We start from the raw sequence: 14,151 nt of genomic DNA, 5'->3' as shown, positions 1-14,151 counted from the left end.
ATTTATAAATTAATTGTTTAAAACGCCAAATGCGCTACATCGACATTTCCTGGCTTTGGGAAGCGCCCTTTTCCTTTCCAGCGGAAATATCCTTTCCCTGTTTCACTACTTTCTGAAACTGCTCCCTATTGACAGGCCTATTGTCCAGACCATAGAAATTCAGGTTACCAAAACGTGGCGCCGCCTCCATCTGTAACTTCTTTTGTTCCCCCGTCTCAGTCAATGCAGTAACAACCGGGCGTTCCCCATCTTTCATAGCTACCACAATAGCATTAAATTTTTCCGGACTGTCCAACTCCTTAATCCTATAGTTCGACAATTCCTTTTCCAGGTTAAAAGGATAACCCTCACCATACTGCTTGACCAATAGATTCCCGTACTTATCACGGGGTTCATCAAACTTATAGACATTCCAGGCCTGGTACTGTTCACCTGCACGGCTGACCAAATCATCACGATGTGCCGCACCACCCTGAAGCATATTACTGCTTTGGGTCATGTTAAATCCAACACCCCTATTCACATACACCGTATTCTTCACCACAGTATTGCGATAAGCCCCCTGAAAATCACGGGTGACATAATCTACCTTACCATCGTTCATCGTTGCCAGGGACTGACCTTCAGTCAATTTTCCATTTTCTGATACCTTACCCGTAAACAACTCACTATTGCCTTTCTGCTTGTTAAAAAAGTCTATCGCCGCGATGGGGCTGTCAAACCTGCGAAGCAATGGTTTTTCCAATAGCACACCATCTTTGACATCAGTTCTCACCGCATACTGATAATCATTCCCCAAAGGCTTTACCTTATTATTATAAGCCAGGTCATACTTATTGAAAAAATAATACTCCGAATCTCCCGCACCTCTTTTCAAATGAGCAGTAGCTTCCAAATGCCCCCGATGTGAAGGCAATTTTCCAGTTACTGCAATAGTCTCCAGATTTTTCTCCATTTGTTTTTCAATCGCCTGCTGCATTACAGCAGGCATTTTCAGGGCAGCCGCCTGCTCCCTGAAATCTTCCAATGAATTTCTGTTCATCTTAAATATTTTTAATTAACTAAATGTGCAGGGATTGATCCTGCTGTTGTTTCTTGTTGCGCTGTATCTTCTTTACCCTGGTTTTCACCTGCTGAGGCATCACCTTCAATGCAGCTTCCTTTTGTCTTTTCAACTGTTCCAGCGTAATGGGCTGCAGTTTCTCATTCAGAATTAAAACCTTTTTATGCAAAGGATTGGCTTCCAAATAAGTGGTCTTACCATTGGCCTGCTTTAAAGCAATCTGGTTACCTTGTTCCATACCGTTTAGCGCTCGTACACTGGCCAATTCCGGTTTATTTAAAACCTCAGCAATCCGGCTCACTTCCTGCCTCAAATTAAAATCATGGTCAGCAGGTGTCTCTTTCAAAAGCGGACTCCCATCAGCAGCCAGGTTCTTGAAATCCAGCTGCATCCATTTGGAAGCCATCCGATCTCCACCTATTGAATAGTATTGCAGCACCGCTCTTCCCTGTAACAGGTTAGCAGCTTCCCTGGCATTGATGCCCAACCCCACATCAAAAGTATAAGAGCGATTCTTATCAGGGTTCAGCGGATCTTTCAGCATCCCGGTATAACTCGACATCTGGTATTTACCGGAAAGGTCTTTTTCAAAATTCACCTTCACCTGGTAATTACTACTACCCCAGGGAGAAATCAGTTCAATCGAAGTCTTTGCCCGCTCAAAATCAAGTTTCTTATCCAGCTGAAGCAGATCAGGATTTAGCCCCATTGCGCCAACTGCAGCGTTAAGCACCACAAGGTTCTCGTTTCGCAACTTCTTAAACTTAGCCGCCTGTAAAGGCCGATCAAATAACACAGACTTTAGCCTGCGAAACGCGCGCAGCACCGGATTTGGATACAATTGTTTTTCCAGTTTATTCACCGCTTTTTTAACCATATCCAGCACCAGTTTTTCATCCGGACTCGCACCTTTAGCAATACGCCCCACCCCTGAACTTAAAAAATCATACTTCTGCCTGGCGATATCTTTTTCAATATCCCTACCAAACACCTCCTCCAGCATGATCATTTTATCCTGCCAGTTTTCGCAAAGCACAATTGCCCGGTTAACTTGCCTGCTCATGTCATTTCAGCTTTTTGGTATTGTCCCGAAGCAGCAAAGGATAACCCGCTTTCAACTTTTGTTTAACCCTTTTAACTTTTTTATTAAACAAAGATTTCGCGGCATCCAGTCCCGCTCCGGCTATCTGTGTACCTAAACTCTGATCAAAACCCATCAAACCAATACTGCTTACCGCATCTACGCTCCCCCTATTTACCGCATCTGTTAACAACGCTTCCGGTGCGTTAATCCCCGGCATGGCATCTCGTTTGTCAAATACCGTAAGGTTGACCGGGATGACAGAAGTTCCCAATCGAATGTTGCGGATCTGCAAATTCAGTCGCTGGTTACTGAACTCCGCAAGGCCGAATACCAGGTGCCCCTTGGGGATGAGCTGACCGTTTAGCCGGACACTATCCAGCAAGCGAAGTTCTACCACCGAACCCTGCACGGCCTTTTGGTTACCCGAAATGACCGCGGGAATAGCTTTAAACAGGCTATCCACCCCAATCGCAACAGGCTTCACATTTTGCCTGGCCAGTTCAGGATTCTGAACCGCCATGATCTTATCCATCAGGGAATGTAGTTGCACCATTTCCGGATCTTCCTCTGAAGGTGATTGCATGTTTTTCATCAGGCTTTCCAGCCTGGCTACATCTTTACCCATGGGCGCATCGGTTGAAAAAGCCGTCCTTCTACCCAGCTCCTCATAACTTTTAGCTGGCGTCACCGGGCTATTGATCTCCCTATTGATGGCAGCCAGTTTTTCATTGATCTGGCGGGTCTGCGGATCTTCCACTGGTGCAAAACCAAACCGTCCGGCTACCGCTTCAATACCATTACTGGTATCAGCGCCACTTTCCGTAAGCTTATAAATCCCCATTTTATCTTTTGGTTCCTGGGTTTTAAACTGCGCATCCGGCAGATTGGCATTAATTCCTTTAGGTTGTGCCTCCACATCTGTTTTTTCAGGACTTCCCCAACCCATGGCATAAAATGCCAGTGCTGAAAACAGCAGCACTAATAAAGGCAGGATTAACAATATCCTGCGCTTGTCTACTCGTTGTTTGCTCATATCTAATAATTTTATTGGTGAATGATTAAAGGATTTGTAGCAGTAAGCTCAGGCAGTAAAGACCAAAACCAGCGCAGAAAAGCACCAACAGTATGATCCATACTTTGCTGGAAATACCGGCGGTTTTACCATTCAGGTAATCCGCTACACGCTGCTGGTAACACAGTATAGCCAAGGCAATTCTTCCGGCGGTCTGCTCCTGCCTGCTGCTCAAACCCTGCTTTTTTCGTTTACTAAATAGTCTCATGAGGAGAACGTTTAGCTGCAACATCAGCATTGAATAATGTTTCCCAACCTTGTATCAAAAAGCCATGCGGGTTATTGTCCGTCTGGATTTTCAAGTCCCTGATTGTGCCCTGAGTAACCAGCTTACGAAATACCGTACTACTGGATCGCGACAATTTTTGAGTCGCATAACAGGTAAAAGCATAAGGATAAACATTGATATCCAGCCTGGTGCTGTCTACCGTAATCTCCTGGGAGATATTGGCCGAGATCAGGTTATTATAATAGCCCTGCTCGCGCAGATTATCATAAGCTTTCTTGGCACTTTGATCGGCCAGGTAAAGCGCTTTAACCATACTTCCCTGAATGGCCTTATCGTCAGGACTCAGGTTAAAAAAGTACTGGTGAAAAGTCTTGATATGATCGCGTAGCTCTATCTCCAGGTTACTTTTGCGGTCTGAGGCAAAAGCCTGCAATAACTTCCCGTTGTACAATACATGAACCGTTTGCCTTTCCACGCGGATGACCTCGCAGAATTTATAAATTCCGAAGCAAAGGGTCACGACATTTGCCAGCAGGAAAAACAGGCTGAACTTTTTAATGTGCTGAAAAGCACTGTCTATATTTTTAAGTTGTTTGAACATAATTACTTTGATTTAGTTGGCCAATTCAATTTAAGGCTAAGCTGTTCCAACCTTTTTCTTGCCGTATACACATATTGCGGGTTAAGTTCGAATCCGAGATAATCCCTGCCCAGTTTCCTGGCGGTAACAGCCGTTGTCCCTGACCCCATAAATGGGTCAAGGACTATCCCTCCCGGCAACGTACCTGCCAGGATACAGTCCTTAACCAGTTCCTGTGGAAAGGCCGCGGTATGTGCACCAAGGTATGGCCTGGTATTCACCGTCCATACCGATCGTTTGTTCACTAACTTTACCGGTGGCAGCAGATCAGATGTGTCACCACGGCGTACATTCGGGCGCAATATTCTCTGTTTGCTATTGTAGTCCAATGCTCTATCCCTGACAACGCCGAACGGCCTGTTTTCAAATGTCTTTGCCGGTTTACGAATGGCAAGATGATTGAAATAGTAACGGCTTTCCTTAGTCAAAAGGAAAAGATATTCATGTGCCTTCCCACACCTTCCCCTTACACTTTCAGGCATGGCATTGGGCTTATGCCAAATGATGTCCTGCCTTAGGTACCATCCCTGCTGGCGGAGTTTAAAGGCCAGTTGCCATGGCAATCCAATCAAGTCCTTCGGCTTTAAACCATCACCTTTTGCAGCATTCCAATAAGCATCTCCCATATTCAGCCATAAAGTACCCTCGCAACGCAAAACCCGGTATACTTCTGAAAAAACTGCGGCTAGATTTTGAAGGTAATCCTCCGGTGTCTTTTCTTGTCCGTATTGGCCAGCCACCCCATAATCCCTCTGTTTCCAGTAAGGCGGACTGGTTACGCAGCAATCCACACTTTCAGTTTCCAGCCCTTTTAACCCCAAAAGGCAATCACCATGAATAATCAGGTTTCTTATTTCCTTTTTCATTACTTACCAGATACCTTATCTTTGAAATAGTCGCTACCTTCTGCAGATGTATAAGAGCCGGACATCTTCCTGGCCATATCACCGAAGGCATCTTGTTGCATATTGTTGCCCCTGTGTACCTGTTCACCAGTCATCTGGCTACCGCTGACTACCAGGGTATTGATTTTGGACAGCATGGCATTCCCTCCTCCTGCATTGACAATGTAATTCGCTACCCCCGGCACAGTGAAATACCCGAATATGCCAATGATGAGAAATACCAAATACGCGGTATCTGCGGGACTAAAAAACGTATCTCCTTCTAAACCGATCTGCGAAATATCAATTTTTAACATGTTCTGCTGGATCTGTCCGAGGATCGTCCCAAAGATGTTGGCTACCGGGAGCCACATAAAAATGTTGATGTACCGCGCCAGCCAGATCGTTAAGCTATGCTGGAATCCATCAAAGACCGCAAAGCCAAAGACCAGTGGTCCCAGAATCGCCAGCACAATCAAATGAAAAGTCCGGACAGTATTGATACAAAGCGCAGCTGCTGCAAACAAGACTTGCAATACCTCACTCATCCATTGCTTGATGCTGTTACGAAAATTGTAATAACTCTTATCCATCCAGAACTTAATGTCATTACCCACTCCTTCAAAAATCCCTTCTTTGGTTCTGTCCGGATCTTTAGGGTGTGTGAACCGATACCACTTTTCACTATCTCCCTGCCCGGATTCACCCACATACATCTGCCACTGCCTGCTCTTCTTTACTGCAGCTTCTTTTTGTTTGAGCAAAGTCGCAATCGCTTTATCAGATTCCTTTACCATACCCCCTGTTGCCGAAACCACAGGTTGTAATACCCCATTCATCACGGAAATAACCATTGGAAAAAGGATAATCGCCATCCCCAGGGCAAAGGGTCGCAGTAAAGGATAAAAATCCACCGCTTCAGCCGCAGCAATCTGCCGCCATACCCTGGAAGCGATGTACCATAAGGCTCCAAAACCTGCCAGACCACGTGCCACACCGATCAGCTTACTGCATAGCGGCAACATATCCCGGTACACATTGTCCAGTACCGGCTGCATTCCACCAATATATCCAGCCCAGTCTCCACCACTCTGCCCAAAGGACAGCATAGGCAAAAGCGTGGCCAATACGGCAAAAAATGCGGTGATTAAAAATGTCTTGATCATAAATTATCGAATTAAATTAGAGCGCGTTGAGCACATTACAAATCATTATAATACTTCCTCAATCCGTCAACATCTGCCTTTTCCCGCCCTCGCTGCAGGTTCAGCGATCTGGTCTGCCGGTTAAAACTGCGCAGGAACATCAGCTTATCCTGGGTATCAGCAAATATCCGGTCAATGGCCTGCAAACGTTCATCATCACTCATGCGCAGTTTCCCCGCAGTAATTACCATCGCCAGCTGATCCAGGTTATCCAGGCTCTGACTAAACAATTCCCCGTAAACCTTACTAAGGTATTCCAGTTCAGAAACCGTAAAATTACCACCAGCACTAAACCGTTTAAAAGCAGCTTTGTATTCTGAGACAATATCCGACTGATCGGAAACGATGTCTGCGATCCTGCGGTATTTCCTGACTTCAGGACTTACCAGCATCATCCCGTCCAGGAAAACCTCGTGTAAAGAAAAATTACCTTCGGCAATGTTCTTCACCGATTTGTAACCCGTGGACAATACATCGTAACCCTTTTTCATCGAAGTAAGAATCCCTTTCAGCTGACTAAGCTTTTCCACATTCAGCAGCAGTTGCTGCGCTTCCTGCGACTGCCCAAAAGCACCAATACCACAACAGCACAGCAGAAGTAACATTAAAATCAAATTCTTCATCGCTATTCTTTAAAATGAAACATTCTGTTCATACCCTCCAGTTCCAGCACTTCAGACTGACGTTGCCGGATCAGCTCCATGGTATTGCCGATAAAATCCTGGGTAAAAGCAGATTTCTCTAACATACTTTCATGCACTTTATCCAGCCTGGACAAACGTTCATCGTCCTTCATTTCCAGCCTGCCTGCAGTAATCACCAGTAGCAGTTCCTCCAAATCATCATAGCAGCTCGCAATCAGCTGATCTGCAACCAGCACGACATAGCCTAAGTTTTCCGCAGATAAGAAAGCATTCCCTTTGATCCTTTCAAAGGCCTTCATAATGGAAACCTGCAAAGCAATGATCTCCGCGATCCGGGCATCCTTGCGTATAGCCGGACTGACCTGCTTCAGCGAACTGATAAAGGCATTATGCAGGTTAAATTCCCCATGGGTAATGTCCCTGATCGCCGACAGCCCTCCATCGACAATTTTATACCCCTTTTTCAGATACCCCGCATACACTTCCAAGGCAGCAATTTGCTGCAAAAGGTATTTTTTCTGCGTTTTCTTTTGCTTAAACCACTCCGCCCAGGTTTGCGCCTGAACAGGGATAACCATACCAGACAGGCAAATCACAAGTCCTGCAAAAAGCATTTTCCTAATCCAGTTCATACATCTGCTTTAAGGTTTTTACTTCAAATTCTGATTTCGCCCGCTGGATCGACAAAGTGATGTTCTGATTGTTAAACTGCTTTAAATCCGCATAATTCTGTTCCATCTGCTCAGCAGCAGAACTGATCAGTTCCAACCTTTTCGCATCAGACATCTGCGTTTTAAAAGAATTCACCACCACAAACACCTGGTCCAGGTTTTTGATGCTCGCATCCAGAATACCCCGATAAACTTCTTCCATATGCAGCAACTCATCTGCACTGAAATGCTTGTCTTTATTAAACAGACCAATTGCCCATTTATATTCCTTGACAATAGCCGCCTGAACCCCTGCCAGGTCTTTGATCCGCTTATAAGTAGCAATCAAAGCCTTCACTTCCCAGAGCTTCTGGTAGTAATCCGCATACAAGGCACGCTGCCTTTCCGTCCAGTCCGAAATCTCCGTTAGCTTCAACTTAGACAACTGGTTTTCAATGACCTTCTGCGCATTTTGCAGCCAGATCGTTTCATTTTGCAGCCGTTGCACCTTCAGGTCAACCGCCTTAATGACTTTTTTCACCCCTGCCTTAATCACCTCCACAATCGCCAGCTGCGCATTTGCCCCCTTGGGCAATGCAACCAGCAAAGTCATGGCACTAAGCGGCAGGACAACCATATAGGTTCTCATATAACGCTTTATTGTTTTCATAATTTTTGTTAATTGATGCGCTGATACCTGCTGTTTTCCAGGATCAGCAGCCCTTGTTTAAATTCGAATGAAATGACTCTTCCCTTGCGGTTCTCAGTCATGCTTTGTGAGCCTTCATCATACACCGCTTTCCACTGCTCCCGCTCTAACTGCAAATCTCCAACCCTGCCCTTTTCATCGATCAGCTGAAAACCCGTTTTCCGGTGGATCAGGTAATTCAAGTCTTTATCGTGTTCTACCACCAGGGTATCATAAGCAATACTGAATTCAGAAGATGCCTTATTCACATAGGTACCAGGAATGTTCTGTTCAAGACCAACACTACAACCAGCTATAGATAATGCCAATACCAAAACAAATAATAATTGTAATCTGAAATTTTTCATGATTGAAATTTTAAAGGTTATAAACTGATTTTACCACTGCGGATATCATTAGCCAGGGCAACAATGCCTTTGTGGATTTCACCGTAACGGGCAGCATACTCCTCCACTTTCATCTTCTCCGTCTCCTCCGTGGTGTACACAAGATATTCTTCCAGACAGAGCTCGTTCCGGTATACATTCATCTGCTGTCCGCCCTGATCTACAAAGATTTCACGGTACTGCTTACCTTCTTCATTGGACTTATTCAGCGAAAGCAGCATGGTTTTTGCCTTATCCGACAAGCCCAATACTTCCTGCAACTTGTCAAACTTGTTCATGAACTTGCGCATGTCCAAAAAAAGCTTGGTATCAGATAGATTGATTACCGTTTCCTTGATAATCGGTGAGCTGATCAAATCGTCCACTTCCTGGGTAATCAGTGCAGCGATCCCGTTAAACTTGCGAACGGTTTTGTATAAATATTTAATAAATCCAGCCATACCAGTCTTTGCAATGGCGATCCATGCCTCATCTATCGCCAAAATCTTCCTTTTACCTTTCAGCTTACGCATTTTAGAAATGAACATTTCCATGATGATAATCGTAACCACGGGAAACAGAATCTCATGCGACTTAATTTTGTCCAGCTCAAAGACGATAAAGCGCTCATTCAGCAGGTCCAGGTTCTCCGTTGCATTCAGCAAATAATCAAATTCACCACCCTTGTAGTAAGGATTTAAGACATACACAAAATTCGACAAATCAAAGTCTTTCTCCTTCACATCCCCATTGCGAAGCACTACCATATACTCCTCTAGCAAAAACTCATAAAAGGTATTGAAACAAGGAAAAACCTCCGGATGAACCGATAAATAATGATAATACAAAGTAATCGCCCCGGAAATCGCTACATACTCCGAGCGGTTATAATCCTCACTGTCTTTCTTCCAGAGTGCGATCAGTAAAGTCTTCAGACTCTCCTTTTTCTCCACATCCAGCACGTCGTCCTTGCCAATGTAAAAAGGATTAAAGCGGATCGGGTTTTCCTCGGTATAAGTAAAATAATAACCTTTAACCGCATCACATAAACCTTTATAACTGCCACCAATATCAATGATTACGCAATGTGCCCCCTCATCATACAACGAACGCAGCAAATGACACATCGCCAGCGACTTTCCAGCCCCTGATGAACCGCAGCAAAACAGATTCCTGTTAGTGATCAACCCCGATTTCATCGGTGCATTGAACAAATCCAGGTATACCGGACGCCCGTACAAACGATCCCCCAACCGAACGCCCGTAGCATCAGAGCGGCAAGCAGACTCCAGGTTCAGGAAACAAGCCGCCTGTTCAGCAAACGTATCAAAAGTATCATTCATCGGAAAATCAGCCTCATTGCCCGGCATCCCTGCAAACCAGATCTGCGCAGCGCCATCGGTTTCCTCTTTCACCACCGCATCCATCAGCGCCATTGCAGAACCTACCTTATTTCTCAACTCCGAAAGTTCCGACACCTGATCCGACCAGCAAAGCACATTAAAATGCGCCTTTACCGGCAACTTCTGCGTAGCCAACGCCTCATTTAAAAAATCGTTACAGGCATCCCTTCCAATCGCATTTTCGCGGGAATAAGCCGATAAAGACTGCAAACGCAGTTTCTTAGCCTCTAGTCCCTTGATCGTTTTCTGCGCATCCCCGATAAACACAAACTGATTATACACATGGTTACAATCCAAAAGTTGACCTAAAGGAGTCGCAAAACCAATACTGAAACGCGTCTTATCCGTAGAATATTTATCATAATTGATCCTGGAACCACAAATGGCAGGCAAATCCACCGCATCAGAAAGCGTATACAACTGGCAATGCTGATCACCAATCCGGATTTCATCACGGATATGAATGTCCCTGATCACAGGTTGCTGTCCGCGTCGCAAAAGGAAACAATACTTTTCAATCACGCCCGGCTCAGTTGCTGTCCCGGAAAGCTCCGCATCTACAAGCCTGCGCAAACCCAGCACCCCAGTATCCAGCAAAATTCTTTCAAACTGTCCGCAGGCAGATAAAAAACCAGCAAACAATTTCTCATCCTGCATCCGCACAGGCGCAATAGATTTCCGCAGGATATTGGAATAACTCGAAGAAGACAATTTACGCCCCGCAGGTTTATGCGTTAAAAACACAAAACACTGGTGATCCAGAAAACTCCGATCCTTAAAGAACTCCAAAGCCGAACGCGACAAAACATTATCCGAACTACCCGACACCCCGACTTTCGCCCGCTGAAACCAATCTGCCTTATGAAACACCGTTCCCGGATTCAACACCCGGATCGCCTTGACAAAAGCCTGGTGCAAGGACTCAAAATCCGCGACCGACTGCGTGCCGATCACCGGCAAAGTCAGCTCATAGGCAATCGTCACATCCCCGAACATCGAGATCATCGCCCCGGATTCCACCTTCCAGACCGGCATTATTTTTTCAATCCCAATCATACCCTTTGCCTTTCCGCATTACTTTGCGCGACGCGCAAACCCGTAAACACCCTCCTGGAAGAAAACTTCAGGTAAAGGGGCAATCCACGTTTGGCAAAGTATTTACTCAAGCCATGCACCCCAAAGCGCTTAGACAGCCTGGTCACCACTAAAAACAAAGCAGTGCCCAAAAGCATAATCAATGGTACCACCACTACCAGCGGAACACCCAGAATGTACATCAACGTAAAACTGAGCAATAGCAAAACCAGTCCAACCGCTAAATACGCAATGTACTGACCATACAAACCCCGAAACTCAATGGGCTTATTAATGCCCTTATTGATTTGATAAATTGAACTCATCATCTTAAAAATTTAATTCTACAGCGGGCCAGGCCATGTGCCATCTTAGACTAGGCCGACCCCGCCCGCTGAGAACCCGTTAACCCTAAACCCCGAAGAAAGACTTCAGCACCGTAGCCACAATCACCAGGAAAATACAGGAACCAAACCACGCCGCAGCTACCTTATTGGTATCCGGCTCACCCGCATTCCACTTATTGAAAACTTTCACCGCCCCTATCAAGCCCACTACTGCACCGATCGCATACACCAGATCACATCCCGTATCAAAATAACCCGACACCTGATCTGCCGCAGCCCTGATCCGTAGGATAAGAACCCAGCGCCTTTTTATATTTCTATAATAGGTTTCCGAGGTCTCTCCCCCAAACCGTACGTACACGTCTCCATGTATACGGCTCTCCACTAATATTCGCAGTCTAACCTCCGTGATGAATCTTTTTATGGCAGGGTATACACACTGCCATTGTCTTCCTTGCTCTGGCGATCATTTTAATTTGCCAAGGCGCTTTGCCTTGCTTATTAATGTCACTCATCTTTCTTATATGGTGCATCTGAAGTTCTCCTTCCGAACCACACAATTCACATTTTTGAGCTTTCAACCTGTCTATTAAACTGGTTGTAGAAAACATATCATCCCACTTTGGAAAACTATCCACACGGGATGTCATAGCTTCATCTTTCTTTTTGAAACCTCTGTTGTATAAGACTCTGATTCTGTTTTCACCTTTTTTATTTGTGTACCTTATGGTGAACTCACCATTAATTTTGTACTTCTCAATTACTCGTGGAATGAACAGTTGATGTTTTCTCCCGTAGGTTTTATACATACTGTATTCCATGAAGTATTTGAAGGTGTTAATCGCTCCAGCGTTTAACGCTATTGAATAGTAGTTATAAAACCCTATGATTTCGGAGTTGTATTGACTTATAATTTCCAGATCGTCATTATTAAATAACCTTGGTCTTGCTGATGGCTTCCACCGTTGTTCCCCTTGATACTGATCAAACTTGACAGCACCATATTCAATCAACTTGTCCCTCATCGCATTTTCAGGCATTTTTAAAACGACCCTTTTACTATAAACACGATCTAAACTTCTAGTCTTCTCATCCCTTTTTGCTAGATTGGATTTTCTTACAGTAATATTGTATGATAAGAATTTAGCAGGAGTTTCTGAATAGGTGATCAAAGTCTTTTCGTCTGATAGTTCAAGCTTCAGCTTATCATTGAGGAAGTCTTTAATTTCCTTTTTGATTTGCCTGCAATCTTCCAGATTACCAATTACACCGATCAGAAAATCATCTGCATATCTTACATATTTTAATCTTCTGTAATTCCCATCCATTTCATTTGCATAAGGAATTAGGGTTCTTTCTTTTTCAATAGTTCTTATCTCGCTGATAAGAGATAACTTTTCAGTTTCATCCTCTACAATTTTTAGTTTCTTGACCAGTAAAGCTCTTCTACTTTGAAGTTTAGCTGTTTCAGGATTTGCTTTCCGTTTTTTTCCTTTGTCGAATTTCTGGATGTATTCGTTCATATACTTGTCCAGTTTGTCCAGGTATATATTAGCCAGAATTGGACTAACAATTCCACCTTGCGGAGTTCCACTGTACGTTTTATGAAAAATCCAATCTTCAACATACCCAGCATTTAGAAACTTCCTTATAAGCCGAATGAAACGGTCATCTTCTATGCGTTCTCTCAGGACATTGATTAAAACATCGTGGTCGATGTTATCAAAGAAACCTTTAATATCGCCTTCAACAAACCATTTTACTCCACGGTAAGTAGTTTTAACTTGCATTAGTGCAGTATGGCAACTTCGTTTGGGTCTGAAGCCATGAGAGCAATGTTCAAATTGTCCCTCATAAATCGCTTCCAACACCAATCTGATTACCTCTTGTACCAATTTATCATCAAATACTGGTATCCCCAGAGGACGTTTTTTTCCGCTTTTTTTCTTTGGAATATATGTCCTCCTTGAAGGTTTTGGTTGGTACGATTCATCACGAATGGCACCGATTAGCTTTTCAATCCTTGCAAGGCTCATTTCGTCGACAGTACTGCCGTCAGAACCTGCTGTCATATTACCTGGCTTCGCATAAATACGTTGATAGGCAACATAGTACATCTCAGGATTGAATAAAATCCTGTATAGTTTCTCAAACTTATAGTTTGGAACCATACTGTGTCTTGTTAGACTGTTTAATACATTTTGCGGACTTCTCATAATGTCTCACACATTTTCCTTTATTAGTATTAAAAAATATTAGCTGTCTTCCTTCGCCATGTACAAGGCTTTCCCTTGCTCGGACTACTACGAAGACTCCGTTACCATACCGGATATTCAGAGACTACTCTCATAGCCACGCCAGTGGCATTCCGATTTAGGTAATCCCCATTTAGTTGTTAATAATTATGGCGCAACAGATTATCGGATATGACTTCCACCTTTTACTGCATATTGCAGTTGTGCTGTAATTTGTTCTAGCTCCCACGATAGGCAGGGAATCTGGGAGTATTACAGTATGACGATTTTAGTTATCTTACGTCATAAACACGGCAAAGAACACTCAGGCTATCATTCAATCAATCAGGACTTTATCCTTATATCTGTTTTTTCATCTCACTATTCAGTCGCAGTCTGATAACTAACTGACTTATAGCTTTATCAGCAGGCTATGTTTCCCGTTATTGGTTTCCCTCACGAGTTAGCTGATTAATGTTGGGTCTTTTGAACACTAACCCAATGCCTTGCCAAAGGCACATTTATTAACAACCCTATATGGGCGCACC

15 protein-coding genes are annotated in these 14,151 nt (G+C 44.1%); all 15 read right to left on the bottom strand.

Going from position 1 to position 14,151, the window contains the following annotated elements; genetic code table 11:
• Positions 1 to 34: 34 nt before the first annotated feature.
• On the bottom strand, positions 35 to 1,042 hold the full coding sequence (locus tag ABDJ41_RS18565) for a hypothetical protein (protein ID WP_349787586.1): 1,008 nt from the start codon (positions 1,040 to 1,042) through the stop codon (positions 35 to 37).
• Between the two features lie 19 nt (positions 1,043 to 1,061).
• Positions 1,062 to 2,126: a hypothetical protein gene (locus ABDJ41_RS18560; RefSeq protein WP_349787584.1), complete on the bottom strand. Its 1,065-nt coding sequence runs from the start codon at positions 2,124 to 2,126 to the stop codon at positions 1,062 to 1,064.
• Between the two features lies 1 nt (position 2,127).
• Positions 2,128 to 3,180 (bottom strand): conjugative transposon protein TraM, encoded by a 1,053-nt coding sequence (gene traM / locus ABDJ41_RS18555; RefSeq protein WP_349787583.1) that lies wholly within the window; start codon positions 3,178 to 3,180, stop codon positions 2,128 to 2,130.
• A gap of 25 nt (positions 3,181 to 3,205) precedes the next feature.
• Positions 3,206 to 3,427, bottom strand: coding sequence for a hypothetical protein (locus ABDJ41_RS18550; RefSeq protein ID WP_349787582.1), 222 nt, complete (start codon positions 3,425 to 3,427; stop codon positions 3,206 to 3,208).
• Positions 3,414 to 4,049 (bottom strand): conjugative transposon protein TraK, encoded by a 636-nt coding sequence (gene traK, locus ABDJ41_RS18545; protein ID WP_349787581.1) that lies wholly within the window; start codon positions 4,047 to 4,049, stop codon positions 3,414 to 3,416. The genes ABDJ41_RS18550 and traK overlap by 14 nt, the downstream gene beginning before the upstream one ends.
• A gap of 2 nt (positions 4,050 to 4,051) precedes the next feature.
• Positions 4,052 to 4,954: a DNA-methyltransferase gene (locus tag ABDJ41_RS18540; RefSeq protein WP_349787579.1), complete on the bottom strand. Its 903-nt coding sequence runs from the start codon at positions 4,952 to 4,954 to the stop codon at positions 4,052 to 4,054.
• Positions 4,954 to 6,138 carry a conjugative transposon protein TraJ gene (gene traJ, locus ABDJ41_RS18535; RefSeq protein ID WP_349787578.1) on the bottom strand — a complete coding sequence of 395 codons (1,185 nt, stop codon included), beginning with the start codon at positions 6,136 to 6,138 and terminating at the stop codon, positions 4,954 to 4,956. The genes ABDJ41_RS18540 and traJ overlap by 1 nt, the downstream gene beginning before the upstream one ends.
• Positions 6,139 to 6,173: 35 nt before the next feature.
• The gene (locus ABDJ41_RS18530; RefSeq protein WP_349787577.1) at positions 6,174 to 6,800 is read right to left on the bottom strand and encodes a TerB family tellurite resistance protein; all 627 of its coding nucleotides are present in this window, start codon (positions 6,798 to 6,800) and stop codon (positions 6,174 to 6,176) included.
• Positions 6,801 to 6,802: 2 nt separating this feature from the next.
• A complete protein-coding gene (locus tag ABDJ41_RS18525; protein ID WP_349787576.1) occupies positions 6,803 to 7,453 on the bottom strand; it encodes a hypothetical protein in 651 nt (216 codons plus the stop codon).
• Positions 7,440 to 8,120, bottom strand: a complete 681-nt coding sequence (locus tag ABDJ41_RS18520; RefSeq protein ID WP_502930349.1) for a conjugal transfer protein TraI — start codon at positions 8,118 to 8,120, stop codon at positions 7,440 to 7,442. The genes ABDJ41_RS18525 and ABDJ41_RS18520 overlap by 14 nt, the downstream gene beginning before the upstream one ends.
• A gap of 29 nt (positions 8,121 to 8,149) precedes the next feature.
• Entirely contained in the window at positions 8,150 to 8,527 is a 378-nt protein-coding gene (locus tag ABDJ41_RS18515) for a hypothetical protein (protein ID WP_349787574.1), read from the bottom strand.
• A gap of 17 nt (positions 8,528 to 8,544) precedes the next feature.
• Positions 8,545 to 11,004: a TraG family conjugative transposon ATPase gene (locus ABDJ41_RS18510; RefSeq protein WP_349787573.1), complete on the bottom strand. Its 2,460-nt coding sequence runs from the start codon at positions 11,002 to 11,004 to the stop codon at positions 8,545 to 8,547.
• Entirely contained in the window at positions 11,001 to 11,348 is a 348-nt protein-coding gene (locus tag ABDJ41_RS18505) for a DUF4133 domain-containing protein (protein WP_349787844.1), read from the bottom strand. Before ABDJ41_RS18505 ends, ABDJ41_RS18510 begins: the two co-directional genes overlap by 4 nt.
• A gap of 85 nt (positions 11,349 to 11,433) precedes the next feature.
• A complete protein-coding gene (locus tag ABDJ41_RS18500; RefSeq protein ID WP_349787843.1) occupies positions 11,434 to 11,682 on the bottom strand; it encodes a DUF4134 domain-containing protein in 249 nt (82 codons plus the stop codon).
• A gap of 85 nt (positions 11,683 to 11,767) precedes the next feature.
• The gene (locus tag ABDJ41_RS18495) at positions 11,768 to 13,540 is read right to left on the bottom strand and encodes a reverse transcriptase domain-containing protein (protein WP_502930341.1); all 1,773 of its coding nucleotides are present in this window, start codon (positions 13,538 to 13,540) and stop codon (positions 11,768 to 11,770) included.
• Positions 13,541 to 14,151 lie beyond the last annotated feature (611 nt).

The sequence above is a fragment of the Pedobacter sp. ASV1-7 genome (assembly GCF_040203335.1).
Lineage (GTDB): Bacteria > Bacteroidota > Bacteroidia > Sphingobacteriales > Sphingobacteriaceae > Pedobacter.
The sequence above is the reverse complement of the archived record's forward strand: the minus strand, read 5'-3'. Positions and strand labels throughout refer to the sequence as shown.